Raw genomic sequence first — 20,768 nt, 5'->3', positions numbered from 1 at the left:
CGGGGCCGGACCAAGGTTCGTCTCAGGTGATGTGGCGCAACAGCGCGGCGACGGCCGCCGAGGGCTCGCCCGGCGGCCGTACCACCATCACCTTCCAGGTCGGTGCGTGCCGGGCGATCCGGTAGGTCGTCAGGTCCGGGAAACGGCCGGCGATGGTCGGCGGCATGATGCAGACCCCGAGGTCGCCCCGGACCAGTTCGGACGCGGCCACGATGTCGTTGACCTCGAAGGCCGTGGCGCGTTCGACGCCGGCCGCCCGGAACGAGCGGTCGGCCGCGTCCCGGATGGCCCAGCCGGGGGTGAACTCCACCTGCGGCAGTTCGGCGATGTCCGCCAGGTCGACGGTGCCTTCGGGGCCGCTCGTGGTGAGACTCCGGCGGGGCGAGGCCACCAGGACCATCTCCTCCCGGGACAGCAGCCTGGTCACCAGCCCGCGCTGCTGCTGCCGGTCCAGCGCCACCACCGCCAGGTCCACCGTGCCCTCGCGCAGCGCCTGCCGCAGGTCGGTGACCGCCGCCTGCCGCAACTGCACGACCACGCACGGGTGTTCCGCCCGCAGCGCGGCCAGCGCGAGGTGCAGGTCGGCCCAGACCCCCTGCATCGTGCCGACCGTCACCCGGCCGCGCAGCTCCCCCTTCGCCGCGTCGACCGCCTCGCGGGCCAGCGCGGCGGCGCGCAGGGCCTGCCGGGCCGCCGGGACGAACGCCTCACCGGCGGGGGTGAGCCGGACCCGGTGCGTGGTCCGGGTGAACAGCGCCGTGCCCAGCTCGCGTTCGAGGGCGCGGACCGTGCCGGAGACGGCGGACTGGACCACGTGCAGCCGCCGCGCCGCCGCCGTGAACCCGCCCGCGTCCGCCACGGCGACGACGACTTCCATCTGCCGCAGGTCCATCATCCGCTCCCGGTGACGCAGCGCCCGCCTCGGCCGGGCGGCGATCTCCGCTGCATCCTAGGCAGGCGCCGTCCGCCCTCAGGAGCGGACCAGGGGAGTGTCGACGAGATGCTCCGCGAGGAACCAGGCCTGCAGCTCCCCGGTGCGGATCACCTGGGAGACCAGCAGGTCGTTGGTGCCGTCGTCGCCGAGCTCGGCGGTGCGGGCGGCCGCGTCATGGGCGTCCACCAGGATGGTCTCGTGGGCCGCGAGGAGCCGCGAGAGCATCGCCGGGACCTCCTCGACACCGTCCGGCGGGCGCGGGATCGAGGTGATCTCGGCGACGTGCCGGGGGTCGCCCACCGCGACGCCGCCCAGGGTCTGGACCCGCTCGGCGATCGTGTCGACGAGGGTCAGCTGGTCGTCCGCGTGCTTGTCCAGCAGCAGGTGCAGCTGGTAGAAGGTCGCGCCGCGCAGCAGCCAGTGGTGCTTCTTGTAGAGGCCGTACAGGATCTGGGTGTCCGCCAGGACCCGGTTCAGGCGCTGGCACGAGTACATGCGGGCGTCGTGCGAGAGGCCCAGCGGGAACTGCTTGACGGTCCCGAACTCCTGGATGACCTCGCCCTTCTGGTGCAGCCACGGCTGGCTGTGCCCCAGGGCGTTCCCCGAGGTCTTGCCGGGCTCGGAGCTGGTGGTCATGGTGCGCCTCCTGGTGGATGAGATGTGCGGTGCTGACGCTAGGCGCATGGGCGGGGCGGGCGTTGTCCCCCAGCGCCCGTGGTGGTGCCCCGGAGCGCACCCGGTGCGCTCCGGGACCGGCCGCCGTGCACGCACGGACAGGGGCCGCCCGCCGTACCGCCCTACCGTCGGTGGCCGGCAGCCGTACGAAACGAGGGACGTGTGAACCAGCGGGCGGACGTGGTCGTCGTCGGCCTCGGGCCGGGCGGGGAGCACCTGGCGGGCGCCTCGCCGACGCGGGGCGCGACGGGCGCCCGCACCCCGGCCTTCGCGCCGCGCGATGGAAGCCGCCCGCGTCGCCCGCGCCGCCCTACGCCGAGCGCTTCGCGCCGGTCCGGCGCTCGGTCAGCCAGTACAGCAGCCCCAGCACCGGCAGGGCGGCCCCGAAGAGGCTGACCGCGCTCCAGCCGCCGGCCCGGAAGGCGATCGAGCCGAGCTGCGAGCCGAGGGCGCCGCCGATGAAGAAGATCGCGATGAAGGCGCTGTTGAGGCGGGCCCGGGCGAGGGGGTCGAGTTGGTAGACGGTGTGCTGGCCGAGGATCAGAGTGGTCTGCACGGCCATGTCGAGGGCGACGGCCGCGAGCCCGATCAGGATGACGCTGTGCCGGCCGAAGCCGGCCGTCGCGAAGGCCAGCGCGGCGACGCCGAACGCCACACCGGTCATCCGGCGGGTCAGCCCATGGTCGGCCCAGCGCCCGGCGAACGGGGCGACGGCCGCACCGGCCGCGCCGACCAGCGCGAACACCCCGATGCCGACCGCGGAGTAGTGGAAGTGCGGTCCGGTCAGGACGTAGGAGACGGTGGTCCAGAAGGCGCTGAAGGCACCGAACATCGCCGCCTGGTAGAGGCCGCGGCGCACCAGCGCGGGGTGCGTGCGCACCAGCGCCGCCGTGGAGCGCAGCACGTGGTGGTACGGCACGGAGGTGGTCGGCGCGTGCCGCGGCAGGGCCAGCCGCAGGGCCACGCCCAGCAGGGCCATCAGGACGGCCGAGCCGAGGTAGACGACCCGCCAGCCGGCGACACTGGAGACCAGGCTGCTGAGCGTGCGGGACAGCAGGATGCCGGTGAGCAGACCGCTCATCACCCGGCCCACCACCCGGCCCCGGGCATGGTCGGGCGCCAGGCTCGCGGCGAACGGGACGAGTATCTGGGCCACCACCGAGGTGGCACCGCTGACCAGCGAGGCGACCAGCAGCATCGGGAAGCCGGTCGCGAGACCGGCCGCCACCAGGGCGAGCGTGGTGACCGTCAGCAGCGCGGTGACCAGGCTCCGCTTCTCCAGCCGGTCGCCGAGCGGCACCAGGAAGATCATGCCGATCACATAGCCGACCTGGGTGAGCGTGATCAGCGCGCCCGCGGTGGCCTCGCTGATGTGGAAGACACCGCGCAGCTCGGACAGCAGGGGCTGGGCGTAGTACAGGTTCGCGACCGTCATGCCGGAGGCGACGGCGAACAGTGCGATCAGCCAGCCCGGCACCCCGTGGGCTGCCTCGGCGGCTGCCTCCCCGCGCGGGGAGTGGACTTCGGACGACGACGACTGGGACACGGGGACCTTCTTCACAGGAGGCGTTTCTCTCACCCTCCACCAGCGCCTGACCACCCCCGATGCTTCCCTCTTCCCGGCGATGATCCGGGATGTCAGTCATCTCGACGAGAGATGGCCGCCTCGACGGGAGACGGCCGTCGCCACGCCCCGCCGAAAGGAACCCGATGAGCCACCCCGAGACCGCCCCGGTCGTCGTGCACAACCACGCCCACCACCGCTACGAGATCCTGGTCGACGGCGAACGCGTCGGCCTCACCGCCTACCGCGACCACGGTGACCAGCGCGTCTTCTACCACACCGAGGTCGACGACGCCTTCGCCGGACAGGGCCTGGCCGGCCGGCTGGTCGAGGCGGCGCTCACCGATGTCCGCACCGGCGGGAAGCGGGTCGTACCCGTGTGCCGGTACGTGGCCGAGTTCCTGCACAGGCACCGGGAGTTCGCCGGTCTGGCCGATCCGGTGAGCCCCGACGTCCTGCGGTGGCTGCGCGGCGAACTCGACCGGGCGTGACATGCGCTGACGGAAGCGATCCGATGCGCTGATGGTCAACTCCGGCTCGTCCCGGGCGTTTACCGTGACCGCCGGCGGGGCGGCCCCCGCCGCGCCGCCGGAGTCCGAGGAGTGCCATGGCCAAGCAGACCATCGCGGAACAGTACGTCGACCTCGTCGCGCGCGCGGGTGTGCGCCGCGTCTACGGGGTGGTCGGGGACAGCCTGAACCCGGTCGTCGACGCGGTCAGACGGCATGAGGCGGTGGAGTGGGTCCAGGTCCGCCACGAGGAGGTCGCGGCGTTCGCGGCCGGCGCGGAGGCCCAGCTCACCGGCCGCCTCGCCGCCTGCGCCGGCTCCTGCGGCCCCGGCAACCTGCATCTGATCAACGGTCTGTACGACGCCCATCGCTCGATGGCGCCCGTGCTGGCCCTCGCCGCCCAGATACCGAGCGGCCAGATCGGTACCGGCTACTTCCAGGAGACCCACCCCGACCGGCTGTTCGCCGAGTGCAGCCACTACTCGGAGCTGATCTCCTCCCCGCACCAGATGCCCCGTGTCGTCCAGACCGCCATCCAGCACGCTGTCGGCCGCCGCGGAGTCTCGGTCGTGGCCCTCTCCGGCGACACCGCCGGCGAGCACACCCCGGTCACGGCCCCCGGACCCGCCCTGCCCCTGGACCTGCCCGCCATCCGCCCGGGCGACCGCGAAGTCGCCCGCCTCACCGAGCTCGTGGACTCCGCCGAACGCGTGATGGTGTTCTGCGGCCGGGGCGTCGCCGGCGCCCACGCCGAGGTGATGGCCTTCGCCGAGAAGGTCAAGGCCCCCGTCGGGCACGCGCTGCGCGGCAAGGAGCACATCCAGTACGACAACCCGTACGACGTCGGGATGAGCGGACTGCTCGGCTACGGCGCCGCCCACGAGGCGATGCACGAGGCGGACCTGCTGCTGCTCCTCGGCACGGACTTCCCGTACACCGACTTCCTGCCCCGCCACGTGCGCACGGTCCAGGTCGACGTCCAGCCCGAGCGGCTCGGCCGCCGCACCCAGCTGGACCTGGCCGTCTGGGGTGACGTGGGCGAGACCCTGCGGTGCCTGACCCCCGCCGTGCGGGAGAAGCGGTCGCGCCGGTTCCTCGACCGCATGCTGGAGCGGCACGCCCGCGCCCTTGAAGGCGCCGTGAACGCCTACACCCGCGATGTCGAGAAGCAGACCCCGATCCACCCCGAGTTCGTGGCCGCGGTGCTCGACGAAGAGGCCGCCGCCGACGCCGTGTTCACCGTGGACACCGGCATGTGCTGTGTGTGGGCGGCGCGTTACCTCACGCCGAACGGCCGCCGCCGCATCCTCGGCTCGTTCGTGCACGGTTCGATGGCCAACGCACTGCCCCAGGCGATCGGCGCCCAGTTCCTGGACCGCGGCCGCCAGGTCGTCTCGCTCTCCGGCGACGGCGGCTTCTCCATGCTGATGGGCGACTTCCTCACCCTCGTCCAGTACGGCCTGCCGGTGAAGGTCGTCGTCTTCAACAACTCCTCGCTCGGCATGGTCGACCTGGAGATGATGGTCGACGGCCTGCCCCCGCACGCCACCTCCTACCCGCACACCGACTACGCGGCCATCGCCACCGCGGCCGGAGCACGGGGCATCCGGGTGGAGCGGCCCGCCGACGTGCGCGGCGCGCTGCGCGAGGCGTTCGCCCATGACGGGCCCGCGCTGGTCGACGTCGTCACCGACCCCGCCGCCCTGGCCGTCCCGCCGAAGATCACCGCCGAGCAGGTCAGCGGCTTCGCGCTCTCCGCGAGCCGCACGGTCCTGAGCGGCGGGGTCGGCCGCATGGTCCACCTCGCGCGGGCCAACCTCCGCAACATCCCCCGCCCTTGAGCCCGCCCTGAGGCTCAGGGCCGTAGCACCGGTCCCGCCGTCGTGTCGAAGACGTGCGCCACCTCGGGCGCGGTGCCCCGGGGTGAGCGGCGCGCGGGCCCCCTCCGCCGCGGTGGACGCGCGGTGCGGCACCGCGCGGGTGAGGAACCCGCCGGCGGGGCCGGCCACGTGGCCGGACCGGCGTGCGGGGCCGTCCCTGCCGTCGCCCACGACGGTGCGCACACCGTCCCGGACGGCGATCGCCCCGGCCCGCGGGCGGTCCGGGGCCGCGGTGTGGGTCTTCGCGGTGCGCACGACGAACTCGGCTGCGTCGTGGGAGGCCTGGGGTACCACAGACCGCCCACCGGCATGGCGGACACGCTTGCAGGACCCCTTCCGGGACGGAATCGCGGTGCCGGCGTACGAGGTGGCCGTCGAATCGGAGGGGAAGCACGACCGCCGCACCGTCACGCTGGGGCTGCTCCCGGCCGCGGTGTGTCCCGTGCGCGCACTCGCATCCGCCCCGCAGCGCACCCGGTCCGCGCGTGCGCTGCGGGGTGGACGGGTGTGCTCTCGGGGGCAACTGCCCGGCGCCCGGGGCTCCTACGGTGAGCCGCGGCGGCGCCGGAGCGACCGCTGTCGCCGTAGGCAATCCCAGGAGACTCGCATGTCCGAAGCCTTCTCGCCTGTCACGCCGGTGCTCGAACCCGCCGCCCAGGCCTTCGTCGAGGCCACCGCCAACCCGCCCTACCTCTTCGACCTCGACCCCGCTCAGGGCCGCAAGGCCGTCGACGAGGTGCAGTCCGGCGAGATCGCCAAGCCGGCCGTGGACGAGGAGTGGATCACGGTCTCCGGCGGCCCCACCGGCACCGTCCGGGCCCGGATCGTCAAGCCCGCCGGCGCCACCGGCACCCTGCCGGTGATCGTCTACATCCACGGCGCCGGCTGGGTCTTCGGCAACGCCCACACCCACGACCGCCTGGTCCGCGAACTCGCCGTCGGCGCGAACGCCGCCGTCGTCTTCCCGGAGTACGACCTCTCGCCCGAGGTCCGCTACCCGGTCGCCGTCGAGCAGAACTGGACCGTCGCCCAGTGGGTCGTGGAGCAGGGCGCCACCAAGGACCTGGACCCCGCCCGGATCGCGGTGGCCGGTGACTCGGTCGGCGGCAACATGACCGCCGCCCTCACCCTGATGGCCAAGCAGCGCGGCGGCCTCCCACTGCTCCAGCAGGTCCTGTTCTACCCGGTGACCGACGCGAGCTTCGACACCGGCTCCTACCACCAGTTCGCCGAGGGCTACTTCCTGCGCCGCGACGGCATGTCCTGGTTCTGGGACCAGTACACGACCGACGAGGCCGAGCGTGCCCAGATCACCGCGTCCCCGCTGCGCGCCACCACCGAGCAGCTCAAGGACCTGCCCCCGGCCCTGGTCATCACCGGCGAGGCCGACGTCCTGCGCGACGAGGGCGAGGCGTACGCCAACAAGCTCCGTGAGGCCGGCGTAGCCGTCACCGCGGTCCGCTTCCAGGGCATCATCCACGACTTCGTGATGCTCGACGCCCTGCGCGGGACCCGCGCCGCGGAGGCCGCGATCTCCCTGGCCGTGCACACGCTGCACGCGGCCCTGTACACCGGCTGACCCGGGAGCCGACGTGACCACGAACGAGCCGTCCGAGCCGTCGCCCGAGCCGTCGCAGTCGTCGTCCGGACCGCCGGAACCCGCGGAGCCGTCCGCCCACGACGGCCACCCGCTTCTGAGGCACCTCAAGGAACAGCTCACCGAGCACCACCGCCGGAGCCGGGCCGAGCGCGAGGAAGCCGAGCTGGCGGAGGCCGTCGGCGCGGCGGCCTTCGACCTGGGCGCCGACATCGCGCACCCCGCCCCGAACCACGCGGAAGCCGCCTACGACATCGACACGGACATCGGCGTCGACCCGCAATGGCCGACGCCGTCAGCCCTGCCCCACCCGGACAGCCGACAAGGAACTCTCATGACCGACTCCACACCCACCGTCGTCCTCGTGCACGGGGCCTTCGCCGACGCCTCCAGCTTCGCCCGGGTCATCCCGGAACTGCTGGCCGACGGCCTGAAGGTGCTCGCCCCGGCCGTGCCCAACCGCAGCCTCACCGGCGACGCCGCCTACATCGCCTCGGTCGTCCGCGCCGTCCCCGGCCCGGTCGTCCTGGTGGGGCACTCCTACGGCGGTGCCGTCATCACCGTCGCGGGCGCCGAGGACAACGTGCGGGCCCTGGTCTACCTGGCCGGCTACGCCCTGGAGGAGGGCGAGAGCCTCGGTGAGCTGCAGGGCCGGTTCCCCGACTCCGAGCTGGCCTCGGCCCTGGTGTACACGCCGTTCCCGGTCGAGGGCTCGGACGAGCCCGGCACCGACGTGACCGTCGAGATCGACAGGTTCCCCGCGATCTTCGCCGCCGACGTGGACCCCGACCTCGCCCGGGTGCTCGCCGTCTCCCAGCGGCCGCTGGCCGGCGCGGCCTTCGCCGAGGCGGCCCCCGTCGCGGCCTGGAAGACCAAGCCGTCCTGGGGCCTGGTGTCGTCCTCGGACCACACCATCAATCCCGACGTCGAGCGGTACGGCTACGAGCGCGCCGGCATGACCACGGTCGAGGTCGACTCGTCCCACCTCGTCATGCTCGCGCACCCGAAGAAGGTCGCGGACCTGATCCGCGAGGCCGTCCGGAGCCTCGGTACGGAGTAAACGGCGCACCCCGCAAGGGTGATGCCGAGCGGGCCGCGCACCGGTGTCGACCGGGCGCGGCCCGTCCGCGTGTAGGTACGTGCCATGCGGATGACACCGGCGCGCGGACGAGCACGGCTGCGATCCCCCTGGACCTGGGCGGCCCTCGCCGCCGTCACCGCAGTGTGCGCGGCACTGCCTTTCCTCCCGGCCGGCGGCGGCGGACCCCGTCCCCTCTCGGCCGACGAGGCCCGGCGCCTGGCCCTCACCCCGCTCCGCGCGTACCAGGACAGCCCGGCCGAGGTGACGGTACGGGCGCCGCTGCCCGGCGGCACGGCCGTGATCCGCGCGGTGGTCGACGAGCGCCGGCGCCGGGGGGTGGGCTGGTTCGACACGGGGGACGCGGCGGAGCGGGGGCTGCTGGCGTGGGACGGTGCCGGGCTGGCGGTGGCCCGCCCCAGGGCCGACGGCAGCGCGGGCCCGCTGGCGAGACCGGCGTCCACGGCGGAGGCGGTACGGGATGCCGCGCGGCTGAGGCCGACGGCGTGGATCCGCCGCCGGTACGGGCCCGCTTCGCTGGACACGGCGCTGCGGCTGACGCTGTCCCTGGCCGCCGACCGCCCGGACGACGCGCGGCGGATCGCCCGGTCGGGCCGGCGTCATCTGGGGACGGACCGGATCGACGGCCGGCGCTACGACGTCGTCTCGTCCGCCGGTGACGCGCCGCTGCGGTACTGGATCGACGGGGCGGGGCGGCTGCGCCGGGTCAGGGAGGACCTGGACGACGACCGGACGATCCTGGTGGACGTGACGGGGGAGAGGGTAGGGACGGCGGTGCCGGAGGGACCGTGGGCGAGGGGGTGAGCGGGGCCGGGGCGGGTACGCTCACCGGCCCTGGCAGGGTGCCGCCCTCAGAGGGGAACCAGGCACCCGCCCATACCGACCCTGTCGAACACCTGGGCTTCGGCACCGGCGGCACCGCCTCCACCGGCATGTTCGCCGCCCACCTCCCACGCGGAGGCCGCCGAGGCCGGCGACTGCCCCGTCGGCGCGGTCCGCTCCCGGGTGGCCCGGGCCCGCGAGGTGCTCCAGGATCAGCCGGCCTGAGGGTCCCCGGCCGGCTCGCCGAACGCCTTCAGGATGCGCTCGGCAGCCAGCGTCGCCGTCAACGTGCCGTCCCTGACCTGCTGTTCGAGGCCGGGGGCGGCCGCGCGCACCGCCGGGTGGGCGGACAGCCGGCCGAGCAGTTCGTCCCGGACCATCGACCAGGTCCATCCCACCTGCTGCTCCCGGCGCTTGCCGGTGAGCCGCCCGGTGGAGTCCAGCAGCGCCCGGTGCTGCTCAAGGCGTTCCCAGACGACATCCAGCCCCGTCGACTCCCGCGCGCTGCAACTGAGCACCGGGGGAGTCCAGAACGCGTCCTTGCCGTGCATCAGGCGCAGGGCGCCCGCCAACTCCCGTGCCGCGGACCGGGCGTCGCGTTCGTGCGGGCCGTCCGCCTTGTTGACGGCGATCACGTCGGCGAGTTCCAGGACGCCCTTCTTGATGCCCTGGAGCTGGTCGCCGGTGCGGGCCAGGCTGAGCAGCAGGAAGGAGTCGACCATGTCGGCGACCGCGGTCTCGGACTGGCCGACACCGACCGTCTCGACCAGGACCACGTCGTAGCCGGCCGCCTCCATGACCACCATCGACTCGCGGGTCGCCTTGGCGACCCCGCCGAGCGTGCCCGCGCTGGGGGAGGGGCGGACGAAGGCGTTCGGGTCGACCGCCAGCCGCTCCATGCGCGTCTTGTCGCCGAGGATGGAGCCGCCGGTGCGGGTGGACGACGGGTCCACGGCCAGGACCGCCACCCGGTGCCCCAGCCCCGTCAGCAGGGTGCCGAACGCGTCGATGAACGTCGACTTGCCCACGCCCGGCACGCCGCTGATGCCGATCCGCCGCGCCCGGCCGCTGTGCGGGAGCAGCTCGGTGAGCAACTCCTGTGCCAGTTCCCGGTGCTGTGGCCGGGTGGACTCGACGAGGGTGATGGCGCGGGCGATGACCGCGCGCCTCCCGTCGAGCACACCCTTCACATAGGCGTCGACATCGATCACAGGTCGTGCCCGAGTTCCGCCGACAGCCGCTTCACCAGGTCGTAGGCCGCGTCGGGGATCACCGTCCCGGGCGGGAACACGGCCGTGGCGCCCATCTCCAGGAGGGTCGGCACGTCCTGCGGCGGGATGACCCCGCCGACCACGATCATGATGTCCGCCCGGCCCTCCTCGGCGAGCTGCTCGCGCAGCGCCGGTACGAGGGTGAGGTGGCCGGCCGCCAGCGAGGACACGCCGACCACGTGGACGTCCGCCTCCACCGCCTGGCGGGCGACCTCCTCGGGGGTCTGGAACAGCGGGCCGACGTCGACGTCGAAGCCGAGGTCGGCGAAGGCGGTGGCGATCACCTTCTGACCGCGGTCGTGGCCGTCCTGGCCCATCTTGGCGACCAGGATGCGCGGGCGGCGCCCCTCGGCCTCGTCGAAGGCGTCGACCAGGGCCCGGGTGCGGTCCACGTCCGGGGACTCGCCTGCTTCGTTGCGGTACACACCGGAGATCGTACGGATCTGGCCGGCGTGCCGGCCGTACACCTTCTCCAGGGCGTCGGAGATCTCGCCGACGGTCGCCTTGGCGCGGGCCGCGTGCACCGCCAGCTCCAGCAGGTTGCCGTCGCCGTCCGCCGCCCGGGTCAGCGCGTCGAGCGCGTCCCGGCACGCCGTCTCGTCGCGCTCGGCCCGCAGCCGCCGCAGCTTCTCGATCTGCTGGGCGCGCACCGAGGAGTTGTCGACCTTGAGGACCTCGATCGCCTCGTCGCTGTCCACCCGGTACTTGTTGACGCCGATCACCGGCTGCCGTCCGGAGTCGATCCGGGCCTGGGTGCGGGCCGCCGCCTCCTCCACGCGCAGCTTCGGGATGCCGGCGTCGATGGCCTGTGCCATGCCGCCCGCCTGCTCGACCTCCTGGATGTGCGCCCAGGCCTTGCGGGCGAGGTCGTACGTCAGGCGTTCCACGTAGGCGCTGCCGCCCCACGGGTCGATGACCCTGGTCGTGCCGGACTCCTGCTGGATGAGCAGCTGGGTGTTGCGGGCGATGCGCGCCGAGAAGTCGGTGGGCAGGGCGAGGGCCTCGTCGAGGGCGTTGGTGTGCAGCGACTGGGTGTGGCCCTGGGTCGCCGCCATCGCCTCGACGCAGGTGCGGGTGACGTTGTTGAAGACGTCCTGCGCAGTCAGCGACCAGCCCGAGGTCTGCGAATGGGTGCGCAGGGAGAGGGACTTGGTGTTCTTCGGCTCGAACTGGGAGACCAGCTTGGCCCACAGGAGCCTGGCCGCCCGCAACTTGGCGATCTCCATGAAGAAGTTCATGCCGATCGCCCAGAAGAAGGAGAGCCGGGGCGCGAACGCGTCCACGTCCAGGCCCACCTCCCGGCCCGCCCGGATGTACTCGACGCCGTCCGCGAGCGTGTACGCCAGCTCCAGGTCGGCTGTCGCGCCCGCCTCCTGGATGTGGTAGCCGGAGATGGAGATCGAGTTGTAGCGGGGCATCCGCTGCGAGGTGTACGCGAAGATGTCGGAGATGATCCGCATCGACGGCTTCGGCGGATAGATGTAGGTGTTGCGGACCATGAACTCCTTGAGGATGTCGTTCTGGATGGTCCCGGCCAGCTTCTCGGGCGGTACGCCCTGTTCCTCCGCCGCCACGATGTAGAGGGCGAGGACGGGGAGCACCGCGCCGTTCATCGTCATCGACACCGTCATCCTGTCCAGCGGGATGCCGTCGAACAGCTGGCGCATGTCGAGGATCGAGTCGATGGCCACGCCCGCCATGCCGACGTCACCGGTCACCCGCGGGTGGTCGCTGTCGTAACCCCGGTGCGTGGGCAGGTCGAAGGCGACCGACAGGCCCTTCTGGCCGGCCGCCAGGTTGCGCCGGTAGAACGCGTTGGACTCCTCGGCGGTGGAGAAGCCCGCGTACTGGCGGATGGTCCAGGGCTGGTTGACGTACATCGTCGGGTACGGGCCGCGCAGGTACGGCGCGATGCCCGGGTAGGTCCCGAGGAAGTCGAGGCCCTCCAGGTCACGGCCGGTGTAGAGCGGCTTGACCCCGATGCCCTCCGGGGTCTCCCACAGCGGCAGGTCACCGCCGGCCGCCCGCCACTGATCGGCACTGCCCTCGGTGCGGGGGGTCCCCAGTTCGATGCCGGAGAAGTCGGGGATTCCCATCAGGACACTCCCATGCGGTCGAGGGTCTCGGACAGCACGGCCACGGCGTCGCAGCCTGCGAAGACGTACGAGTCGACACCGGCGAACCCGCCCCGGCCCGCGAGGGCCACGTGCCGGGCACCGGCCGCCTTGAGCGACTCGGCGGCCTGCTCGGCCTGTTCGGCGTAGAGCGCGTCGCTGGAGCAGAGCACCGCCTCGGTGGCGCCGCTCTCCTCGAAACCGCCCCCGGTGACGGGTTCGATGCCGCCGGCCTGGAAGAGGTTGGCGGCGAAGGCGGCGCGCGCGGTGTGGGCGGCGGCCGGGCCGAGCGTCGCCAGGTAGATCCGGGGGCGGCTGCCCGTCGCCGCGAGGTGGGCGTCCGAGCGGGCGCGCAGCTCCTCGTACGCCTCGTCCCGCCGCACCCGGGGCAGGCCCCCCGACGGCGGCTCGGGCGCGGGCTCGCGCTCCACCGGCTTCTCGGCGAGCAGCGGGAACTCGCTGACCCCGGTGATGGGTTCGCGGCGCTTGGCGAGCTTCTTGGAGCGCTCGGCCCAGGTGGTCGCGAGGTCGGTGCGCAGCCGGCCGGAGCGGAGTACGGCCGCCTGGCCGCCGTCCCGCTCGATGGTCCGGAAGAACTCCCAGCCCGCGTGGGCGAGTTCGTCGGTCAGTTTCTCCACGTACCAGGAACCGCCGGCCGGGTCGATCACCCGGGCCAGGTGCGACTCCTCGACCAGGATCGTCGAGGTGTTGCGGGCGATCCGGCGGGCGAAGGCGTCCGGCAGACCGATCGCGTGGTCGAACGGCAGCACCGTGACGGAGTCCGCGCCGCCCACCCCGGCGGCCAGCGTCGCGACCGTCGTGCGGAGCATGTTCACCCACGGGTCGCGGCGGCTCATCATCACCGGCGAGGTGACGGCGTGCTGCACCTGGGCGCCCGCGTCGGCCGCCCCGCTGACCTCGGCGACCCGCGCCCACAGCCGTCGGGCCGCGCGCAGCTTGGCGATGGTCAGGAACTGGTCGGCAGTCGCGGCGTACCTGAACTCCAGCTGCCCGAGGGCCTGTTCGACACCGAGGCCGGCCTCGGTGAGCTCGCGCAGGTAGGCCACTCCGGTGGCCAGCGAGGCACCCAGCTCCTGTGCGGCCGAGCCGCCGGCCTCGTGGTACGGCAGCGCGTCCACGGTCAGCGCGCGCAGCCCCGGGAACTCGTCGGCCACGCGCCGGGTGAGCGCGGCGAAGGCGGCGAAGTCCAGGGACTCACCCGTGCGCGCCTGGTACCCGAGCGGGTCGGCGCCCAGGTTGCCGCGTACGGCCTTGGGGTCGACGCCCTTCTCGTCGTACAGCCGGAACAGTTCGGCCGCCGCCGCCTCGGTGTCCCGGCCCGCGTCCAGGACCACCGGGGCCAGGTCGAGGTAGACGCCGTCGAGGGCGCGGGCGAGGCCGGGCACCGGGATGCCGCCCCGGCCCACGAGCAGCCAGAGCGAGGTGACGCCGTTCTCCAGGTCGGTCAGGACCGCGCCGTCGGGAGCCGCCGCGTGCCGCTGCCGTACGTCCCAGCCGCCGGTGACGCCGCCCTCCGGACGGCCGCCGCGCACATACGGCGCGAAGCCGGGCAGGCCGGGGTCGGGCGCGGTGTCGCGCGCGGTGTACAGGGGACGGGTGCGCAGCCCGTCCTCCAGCGTCGTGGACAGAGCGTCCTCGGCGGCCTCGCCCGAGACTTCCTTGCCCGACTTGCGCAGCACACCCTCTACCAGGCGTTGCCACTGCTCGTGCGTCGCGTCAGGGAACTCGGCGGCCAGTGAGAGCCCGTCGTCAGGCAGGACCGTCATGCTCGGATGCTAGGGCAGACCGCTTGAACCGCACCGTTGGCAGGGCTGTGACCTTGCCCTCTCCGTGGCTGTGACCTGCGCCTCCCGGTGGTGGAGTGGCCGGATTCGTACGGTCAGGGCGTGTCGTCGGCGAGCTTGGGGACGAGCGCGCACAGCGCCTCGCGCTGCTCCGGTCCGATGACGTGGCCGACCGCCTGCGCGACGGTCCCGGCGAGGGTGTCGGAGGCGTCCTGGATCTGCCGGCGGGCCTTGTCGGTGAGGGCGACCTCGATGCCCCGCTTGTCGCCGCAGGCGGCCCTGCGGGTGACCAGGCCGGCGTGCTGGAGGCAGGCGATCTGGTAGGTGAGGCGGGTCTTGGGGCGGCCCAGCAGCTCGGCGATCCGGGTCATGCGCAGGCCTTCGCGCGGCTGTTCGGCCAGCAGGCACAGGATCAGGAACTCGTCGTGCGAGACGGCCAGCGTCTCCTTCACGACCGACCGCAGCCGCTGCTCCACCGCACCGGTCGCGGCCAGCAGCAGCATCCAGGCGCGCAGCTCGGCCGGGAGCAGCCCGGCGCCCTTCAGGGAGGGGCATTCGGGCAGCTCGGCGGGTTGTTCCTGGGCGGCGGCCATGGCATCGAGTCTACCTGTTGTCCAAATTTGGATAGTGGGCTAGCGTGCAGCCGTACCGCAGTCATCCAAATTTGGACCATCAATGGATCGGAGCACGGCCATGACCGTCACCGTGGAAACCGGCCTCTGGCAGCTCGACCCGACCGCTTCCGCCGTCGCCGTCCGGCACAAGACCTTCTGGGGCCTGGTCGCCGTCAAGGGCACCTTCGCGGGGGTCACCGGCCGGGGCGAGGTGTCCGCCGACGGCACCGCCACCGGCACCCTGGTGCTCGACGCGGCCTCGCTGGACACGAAGAACAAGAAGCGCGACGAGCACCTGCGTTCGGCCGACTTCTTCGACGCCGCCAACCACCCGGAGATCACCTTCGCGGTGCGCGGTGCCGAGCGGGGCGCGGGGGACGCCGTGCAGGTCGACGGCCAGCTGACCGTCCGGGGCGTCAGCAGGCCGCAGCAGGTCACCGCGAAGCTGGTCTCGGCGGACGCCGACGGGCTGACGCTGGAGGCGGAGTTCACGGTGGTGCGCGAGGAGTTCGGCATCACGTTCAACCAGATGGGCATGATGGGCGGCCCGACCACCGTGACCGCCACCCTGCGCTTCACCCGCGCGGCGGCCTGACGGACGGACCGTCCGGCGGCCTAGCGGACCGTCCGGCGGAGTTCGACGTCCTGGCTGGACAGCGTCTGCGGATCCGCCGTGAAGGCGCGCAGCCGGATCCGGGTGCTCGGCTTGGCGGGGATGCCGAACCGGCCGTTGGCCGGTTTGAGCTCGACACTCGCCGTGCCGTGCCCGGGAATCGTCGCCGGACCCCGCACCCGCAGCCAGTACATGCTCATGCCCTGGCCGGTGGTCAGCGTGTAGTGCGGAGTGAGCGGCACGCTCCCCGTGTTGACCACCTTCAGCGTCATCTCCCGGACCACCATGGCCTGATGCCTGGCGCGCCGCACAGCGGTGATCTCCATCCGCAGCGGCGGCTTGCCGGACACCGCGAGCCCCGCGCTCACCAGCGCCGGGGTGAGCAGCAGGACGACCGTCGCGATCAGGGCGGGACGGCGGCGGGGGCCGGTCAGCGGGGCCGGGCGCGGCTGCCAGGCCCGCTCGAACTCCGACAGCGGAACGGTGACGGCCGCCGCCAGCCACAGCGGGGTCATCAGCAGGTAGTAGCCGTCCTGGGAACGGGTCGCAAGGAAGAAGGCGAGCCACGGCAGCACGGTCGCGGCCGGCCCGAGGCGGCGTACGAACAGCACGAACAGGGCCAGCAGGGCCGCCGCCAGGAGCATGCTCGCGTGCGAGTACCAGTCGATCCGGTCGCTGCCGTTCGTGTAGTAGAGGGTGATGTCCACCAGGCCCTGACCGTGCACCACGGCGCCCTGGATCAGCGGCAGCGCGATCCCGCGGAGCCAGCGGCCCCCCTCGGACACGATGAAGTAGGTGTTGATCAGCAGCCAGACCGTGACGGCCACGCCGGCCACCCGCAGGACCACCAGGGCGGCGGCCCGGCCGCCGAGTTCCCCGCGCCGCACCGCGTAGATCCCGGCCAGCAGGAACGGCGTGACGAACCACGGCAGCTGCTGCGCCGCGCACGCGGCCCCCAGGCACGCCGCCCGCGCGATCCCGGCCGCGCCCAGCCGGCCGCCCTGCCCGATCCGCGGCCAGCGCACCACCACCGGGATCAGCAGCGCCAGGGCGATGACCGCCGGGTAGCCGACCCGGGCGTACGTCGGCAGGAAGCCGAAGCCCAGGCAGGCCAGCGTCGCCGCCGACCGCCACGGCACCGGGAGCATCCGCCACAGCGCGACCGTGCCGGCGATCAGGGCGCCGGTGCACGCCGCCGTCGCCGGGGCGCCGTGGTGGCCGAGCCACAGCAGCGGGGTGGTCAGCAGCGGGGCCAGCGGGGGATAGCCGTAGGTGTAGTCGTACCCGCCGCCTATGGTCGGCGTGACGGCGATGCCCGTGTTGTGGAACAGCCACGGCCAGGCCTGGCCGTAGACGGGGTGGCCGGCGACCAGTTCCGTGGCGGCCTGGGTGGTGAGGGCGCCCTCGTCGCCGCCGCTGTGGTTCAGGGCCCAGGCGCACAGCGCGAGCGTCACCGCCGTGACCAGGACCACCAGGTCGAGGCGGGCCAGCGAGCGGGTGCTGCGGACCGTCAGCGTCAGTACGCCGGTCACCAGGATCGAGACGTAGCAGAGGGAGATCAGGGCCGCCAGGACCAGGTGGTGCGTCGCCGCCTGGGTCCACACCGACCGGGTCCCGATGAACAGGCCGATGTCGGCGAGGAGGGTCAGGACGCGGTGCCAGGGGAGGGGGGCTCCGGCATCGCCGGGAGCGGCGGACACCGCCGACTGTGTCCGCCGGCCGGGTGTCACCTGTTGTGTTTCTGCCAAGTGCACGGATCGGACGGTATTCGCGGACGGTGAGCGAGGCGTCACGGAAGGAGAAGAGTCCGGTGTGAGGGTGGTAAGAAGCCCCTAATGCGCGTCAATCGACTGAATGTCGACAAGATTACTTCTTTCGCGTGCGGGCGTCCGGAAACGTTCGCGCATCGTGTCGCTGTTGGGCCGAACGGGTGACTTGGCGTAAGAATTGGCCGGTGCAGGCAACGAGTGCGAGTCAGGTCGGGGGGAGCCGGTGAGCCGTTACGACGTCACCGATGAACAGTGGGAGGGGCTCGCCCAGGTCGTACCGCTGCGGGGCCGCGACGCGTGGCCGTCGGCGGTGGGCCACCGTGCGCTGCCGGACGCGGAGACCGAGACGCGCCGCCGTTTCGTCGTCCTGCGGGTCAATGTCTTCGCCGACGCCCGTGACGTCGCCGAGACGCTGATGGCCGGGATACCGGTCCTGCTCGACCTGACCGGCGCCGAGACGGAGGTCGCCAAGCGCGTCCTCGACTTCAGTACGGGCGTGGTCTTCGGCCTGGCCAGCGGAATGCACCGAGTCGACCGCAACGTCTTCCTGCTCACCCCGCCGGGCACGGAGGTCAGCGGGCTGATGGAGGGGGCGGGGGTGTCAGGGGGCTGAGGGCCCGGTCGACCCGCGGGCGGGTGCCTTCGCCGGCCCGGCGACCGGCGGCGAGCGGGCGTTTCGGCGGTCCGGGGCGGGCTCTGTGGCGCAGAGGCGGGCGTCTGCGGCCGCGTCGCGGCCTTGGCGCCGATCGCGGGCGGTCGAGAGTCCGTCCCCCGATCGTAGGAAGGTCCCCACGGCGGAACGGTTCGCCGGGCGGCCGGAGGCCTACGGTCCGCATATGGCCGTGCCCTTCGCCTCGTCCCCGTCCCGCCCTTCCCCTTCCGCCCGTTCCGCTTCGGGCGATGCGCCGGTCCCGTCGCCGTCGCCCGAGGACGGGATGCCGTCGGGGACGGCGAGCGCGCCGCCGGGAACCGGCGGCCCGCCACCCGGACGGCCCCGCCCGTCAGGCTCCGGCACGCCGGCCCGGCCGCCGGAGACCGTTCCGCCCGCCCGCTCGGGCAGCCGGGCAGGACCGCCGGCCGACGCACCGGCCCCCGCCCCCGCGCACCGTCGGGACCCCCGTCCCCGCGTCACCGAGCTGCGGCTCTCCGCGTTCGCCCGGCACCGTGGCGCGAACTTCCCCGTCGGGCGGGTCACGCTGTTCGCCGGGCCCAGCGGGAGCGGGAAGAGCGCGGCGCTCGCGGCCTACGAGGCGCTCGCGCGGCTCGGGGGCGGGGCCGCGCTCGCGGAGGTGTTCCCGGACCCGGGCGCGCTGGTGCCGGAGCGGGCCCGGCCCGACGCGCAACGGCGGCGGGGCTTCCGTATCGGGTGTACGGCGGACGGCGCCGAGGGCCCGGTGCGGCTCGACGTCGCCGTGCAGGCCGAACCCGAACTGCGCGTCGTCGGCGAGCGGTTGACCGCGGGCGGGCTGGTGCTCCTGGAGACCGCGCTGCGCGACCCGAGCCGGCCCTCCGTACAGGCCGCCTGGCATACCGCGGGCTCCGCGCCGGTGACCCGGGCCCCGCTTCCCGACGACCGCCTCGGCACCGCCCTGCTGCCGCTGCGCGTCGCCGGGAAGACGGACGGCCAGCGGCAGGTCCTCGCCGCCGCCGAGCAGATGGTCGTCGCCCTGCGGTCGGTCTTCCCCTGCGACCCGCGGCCCGAGGGGATGCGCACCCCCGTTCTCACCGGCTCCGGACGGCTGCTGCGCGGCTGCGACAACCTCGCCGACGTCGTGTGGCGCACCCGCTCCGAGTGCGGCCGCCGGCACGCCCGGCTCGTCGACGCGGTGCGCACCGGCTGCGCCGGCCCCGTGACGGACCTGCTCGCCGAGCCGCTCGGCGACGGCACGGTGCGGGCGCTGCTGGACCGCGGCGACGGCCACCGCACCGAGCTGGAGCGGCTCGGCGACGGCGAACTGCGCTACCTCGCCCTCGCCCTGGTCCTCTTCACCGGCCCCGGTGTCCTCGCGGTCGACGCGCCCGGCGAGGTTCCCGACGCCATGCGCGGTCTCACCGTCCTCGCCGACGGCTTCGACCGCTGCCTCGACCCGCGCCAGCGCGCCGAACTCCTGCGCACGGCCGTCCAGATGGGCGAGCGCGGCCACATCCGCCTCGTCGGCGCGGTGAGCGACGCCTCGTGGGCGGGCGGAGCGGAGGCGGTCACGGTGGTACACCTGGACGCGTGACCGACGAACCCCTCGACGTGGTAAAACTCCAGCGCCGGCTGGCCGAGTTCGCCGCCGCCCGCGACTGGCGGCAGTACCACACCCCCAAGAACCTGGTGGCCGCCCTGAGTGTGGAGGCCTCCGAACTGGTGGAGATCTTCCAGTGGTTGACCCCGGAGGAGTCGTCCCGGGTGATGGCCGACCCCGGCACCGCGCACCGGGTCACGGACGAGGTCGCCGACGTCCTCGCCTATCTCCTCCAGCTCTGTGACGTCCTGGGCATCGATCCGCTGGCCGCGCTGGACGCCAAGATCGACCGCAACGAGAAGCGCTTTCCGCCCGCCTGACGGCCCGGGGGCGGACCCGGGCGGGGAGCGCGGCCCTCCGGATTAACGCTGTGTAGCCAAAATGCCGCCCGAATCCGAATTGTTGTCCACAGATTTCCGTCTTCCTCTGGCTCGACGTCTCAGGAACACTCACTCTGGGTAGTGAACTACTGAGCGCGGCAAGGCAGTTCGAACGGACGGGGACGGGGCGACGGATGGACGCGATGCGGCTCATAGGGGTGAGCAGACGGGCGCTGGCGCGTGGCGCGGGCGCCACGGAGATGATGACCGAGGTGTGGCAGGCCCAGGCCCTGGCCCAGGCGATCGGCAGCAGGCTGGCCGTCTCCGGCCCGCCCGAGCTGCGCGGCGAGGCCCTCGGCCTGACCGAGCTGGCGGGCCGGGGCTGCGGCGTGCTCGGCACCCCCGACCTGGACCCCGGCGCCCTGCGCGCCGCCCAGCTCACCGAACTGGACGACGCCCGCCGGACCCTGCTGGGCCTCGGCGGCCTCCTGGGCGAGGTCGGCATCGCGCTGGTCGGCATGGCCAGCGCGGCGGCCGACGAAGGGGTGTACTGGCAGTGCATGGAGGCCATCGACGCGGCCGACGAGTCCCGGGACAGGGTGCTGGAGATGCTCCGCAAGCTGGCGGCCCGGGAGGAGGTCCGCGACGGCTAGGGAGGTGCCGTCCGGCCGAGGTCGCCTCTTCCCGGGGGCCGTTGCGCACCCGCGTCCGGGGCGGAGAGGTCCGCGTTCGACGCCGCCATGAGTTCCTCCGTCTGCTGGAGCAGCCCCTTCGGCGGACCGGATGCGGGGCCACCCTCCCGTGGAACGGACTCTCCGGACAATACGGCCTCCTCGGCCCCCCCGGCCCGCCGTCTGCGGCGGGCCACGAACGACGCGCCGCGACGAAGACCGCTCGGCGCGGGTGCCGGACGGTCCGGCTCCCTCCCACCCGGCGATCACCGCGGAGGCC

The 20,768-nt window shown here is 73.4% G+C and carries 18 protein-coding genes; 10 read left to right on the top strand and 8 right to left on the bottom strand.

Features of this window, described 5'->3' with window-relative positions; translation table 11 throughout:
- Positions 1 to 22 precede the first annotated feature (22 nt).
- The 3 genes from AB0P24_RS16360 to AB0P24_RS16350 all read right to left on the bottom strand — a co-directional run bounded on the left by AB0P24_RS16360 (position 23) and on the right by AB0P24_RS16350 (position 3,155).
- A complete protein-coding gene (locus AB0P24_RS16360) occupies positions 23 to 892 on the bottom strand; it encodes a LysR family transcriptional regulator (protein ID WP_365794384.1) in 870 nt (289 codons plus the stop codon).
- 78 nt (positions 893 to 970) lie between these two features.
- A complete protein-coding gene (locus AB0P24_RS16355) occupies positions 971 to 1,570 on the bottom strand; it encodes a DNA starvation/stationary phase protection protein (RefSeq protein WP_365794382.1) in 600 nt (199 codons plus the stop codon).
- A 349-nt stretch (positions 1,571 to 1,919) separates the two neighbouring features.
- Positions 1,920 to 3,155, bottom strand: coding sequence for an MFS transporter (locus tag AB0P24_RS16350; protein ID WP_365794380.1), 1,236 nt, complete (start codon positions 3,153 to 3,155; stop codon positions 1,920 to 1,922).
- 164 nt (positions 3,156 to 3,319) lie between these two features.
- Between AB0P24_RS16350 and AB0P24_RS16345 the strand changes: the two genes are divergently transcribed.
- The 5 genes from AB0P24_RS16345 to AB0P24_RS16325 all read left to right on the top strand — a co-directional run bounded on the left by AB0P24_RS16345 (position 3,320) and on the right by AB0P24_RS16325 (position 9,062).
- The gene (locus tag AB0P24_RS16345) at positions 3,320 to 3,664 is read left to right on the top strand and encodes a GNAT family N-acetyltransferase (RefSeq protein WP_365794379.1); all 345 of its coding nucleotides are present in this window, start codon (positions 3,320 to 3,322) and stop codon (positions 3,662 to 3,664) included.
- A 116-nt stretch (positions 3,665 to 3,780) separates the two neighbouring features.
- Positions 3,781 to 5,523 (top strand): pyruvate dehydrogenase, encoded by a 1,743-nt coding sequence (locus AB0P24_RS16340; protein WP_365794377.1) that lies wholly within the window; start codon positions 3,781 to 3,783, stop codon positions 5,521 to 5,523.
- Positions 5,524 to 6,169: 646 nt separating this feature from the next.
- Entirely contained in the window at positions 6,170 to 7,141 is a 972-nt protein-coding gene (locus tag AB0P24_RS16335) for an alpha/beta hydrolase (RefSeq protein WP_365794375.1), read from the top strand.
- A 352-nt stretch (positions 7,142 to 7,493) separates the two neighbouring features.
- On the top strand, positions 7,494 to 8,219 hold the full coding sequence (locus tag AB0P24_RS16330) for an alpha/beta hydrolase (protein ID WP_365794615.1): 726 nt from the start codon (positions 7,494 to 7,496) through the stop codon (positions 8,217 to 8,219).
- An 84-nt stretch (positions 8,220 to 8,303) separates the two neighbouring features.
- Positions 8,304 to 9,062, top strand: coding sequence for a hypothetical protein (locus tag AB0P24_RS16325; RefSeq protein WP_365794374.1), 759 nt, complete (start codon positions 8,304 to 8,306; stop codon positions 9,060 to 9,062).
- Positions 9,063 to 9,292: 230 nt separating this feature from the next.
- Here AB0P24_RS16325 and meaB read toward each other — a convergent pair whose 3' ends face one another.
- From meaB to AB0P24_RS16305, 4 genes are all read right to left on the bottom strand, one after another.
- The gene (gene meaB, locus AB0P24_RS16320) at positions 9,293 to 10,291 is read right to left on the bottom strand and encodes a methylmalonyl Co-A mutase-associated GTPase MeaB (protein WP_365794372.1); all 999 of its coding nucleotides are present in this window, start codon (positions 10,289 to 10,291) and stop codon (positions 9,293 to 9,295) included.
- Positions 10,288 to 12,447 carry a methylmalonyl-CoA mutase gene (gene scpA, locus AB0P24_RS16315; protein ID WP_365794370.1) on the bottom strand — a complete coding sequence of 720 codons (2,160 nt, stop codon included), beginning with the start codon at positions 12,445 to 12,447 and terminating at the stop codon, positions 10,288 to 10,290. Before scpA ends, meaB begins: the two co-directional genes overlap by 4 nt.
- Positions 12,447 to 14,252, bottom strand: a complete 1,806-nt coding sequence (locus AB0P24_RS16310) for a methylmalonyl-CoA mutase family protein (RefSeq protein WP_365794368.1) — start codon at positions 14,250 to 14,252, stop codon at positions 12,447 to 12,449. The genes scpA and AB0P24_RS16310 overlap by 1 nt, the downstream gene beginning before the upstream one ends.
- A gap of 113 nt (positions 14,253 to 14,365) precedes the next feature.
- A complete protein-coding gene (locus AB0P24_RS16305) occupies positions 14,366 to 14,863 on the bottom strand; it encodes a MarR family transcriptional regulator (RefSeq protein WP_365794366.1) in 498 nt (165 codons plus the stop codon).
- 100 nt (positions 14,864 to 14,963) lie between these two features.
- Between AB0P24_RS16305 and AB0P24_RS16300 the strand changes: the two genes are divergently transcribed.
- On the top strand, positions 14,964 to 15,479 hold the full coding sequence (locus tag AB0P24_RS16300) for a YceI family protein (protein ID WP_365794364.1): 516 nt from the start codon (positions 14,964 to 14,966) through the stop codon (positions 15,477 to 15,479).
- 20 nt (positions 15,480 to 15,499) lie between these two features.
- Here AB0P24_RS16300 and AB0P24_RS16295 read toward each other — a convergent pair whose 3' ends face one another.
- A complete protein-coding gene (locus AB0P24_RS16295; protein ID WP_365794362.1) occupies positions 15,500 to 17,197 on the bottom strand; it encodes a hypothetical protein in 1,698 nt (565 codons plus the stop codon).
- 292 nt (positions 17,198 to 17,489) lie between these two features.
- On the opposite strand from AB0P24_RS16295, the gene AB0P24_RS16290 reads away from it, so the two are divergent.
- The 4 genes from AB0P24_RS16290 to AB0P24_RS16275 all read left to right on the top strand — a co-directional run bounded on the left by AB0P24_RS16290 (position 17,490) and on the right by AB0P24_RS16275 (position 20,470).
- Positions 17,490 to 17,879 (top strand): cell division protein SepF, encoded by a 390-nt coding sequence (locus AB0P24_RS16290; RefSeq protein WP_181807701.1) that lies wholly within the window; start codon positions 17,490 to 17,492, stop codon positions 17,877 to 17,879.
- A gap of 322 nt (positions 17,880 to 18,201) precedes the next feature.
- Positions 18,202 to 19,491: an ATP-binding protein gene (locus AB0P24_RS16285; protein ID WP_365794360.1), complete on the top strand. Its 1,290-nt coding sequence runs from the start codon at positions 18,202 to 18,204 to the stop codon at positions 19,489 to 19,491.
- Positions 19,488 to 19,817, top strand: a complete 330-nt coding sequence (locus AB0P24_RS16280) for a nucleotide pyrophosphohydrolase (RefSeq protein ID WP_365794358.1) — start codon at positions 19,488 to 19,490, stop codon at positions 19,815 to 19,817. Before AB0P24_RS16285 ends, AB0P24_RS16280 begins: the two co-directional genes overlap by 4 nt.
- A 194-nt stretch (positions 19,818 to 20,011) precedes the next feature.
- The gene (locus AB0P24_RS16275) at positions 20,012 to 20,470 is read left to right on the top strand and encodes a DUF6099 family protein (RefSeq protein WP_365794356.1); all 459 of its coding nucleotides are present in this window, start codon (positions 20,012 to 20,014) and stop codon (positions 20,468 to 20,470) included.
- Positions 20,471 to 20,768 lie beyond the last annotated feature (298 nt).

Origin of the sequence: Streptomyces sp. NPDC086519 (assembly GCF_040686075.1) — a bacterium.
GTDB classification, from domain to species: domain Bacteria; phylum Actinomycetota; class Actinomycetes; order Streptomycetales; family Streptomycetaceae; genus Streptomyces; species Streptomyces shenzhenensis.
This window is presented reverse-complemented; position numbering and strand designations above follow the sequence as displayed.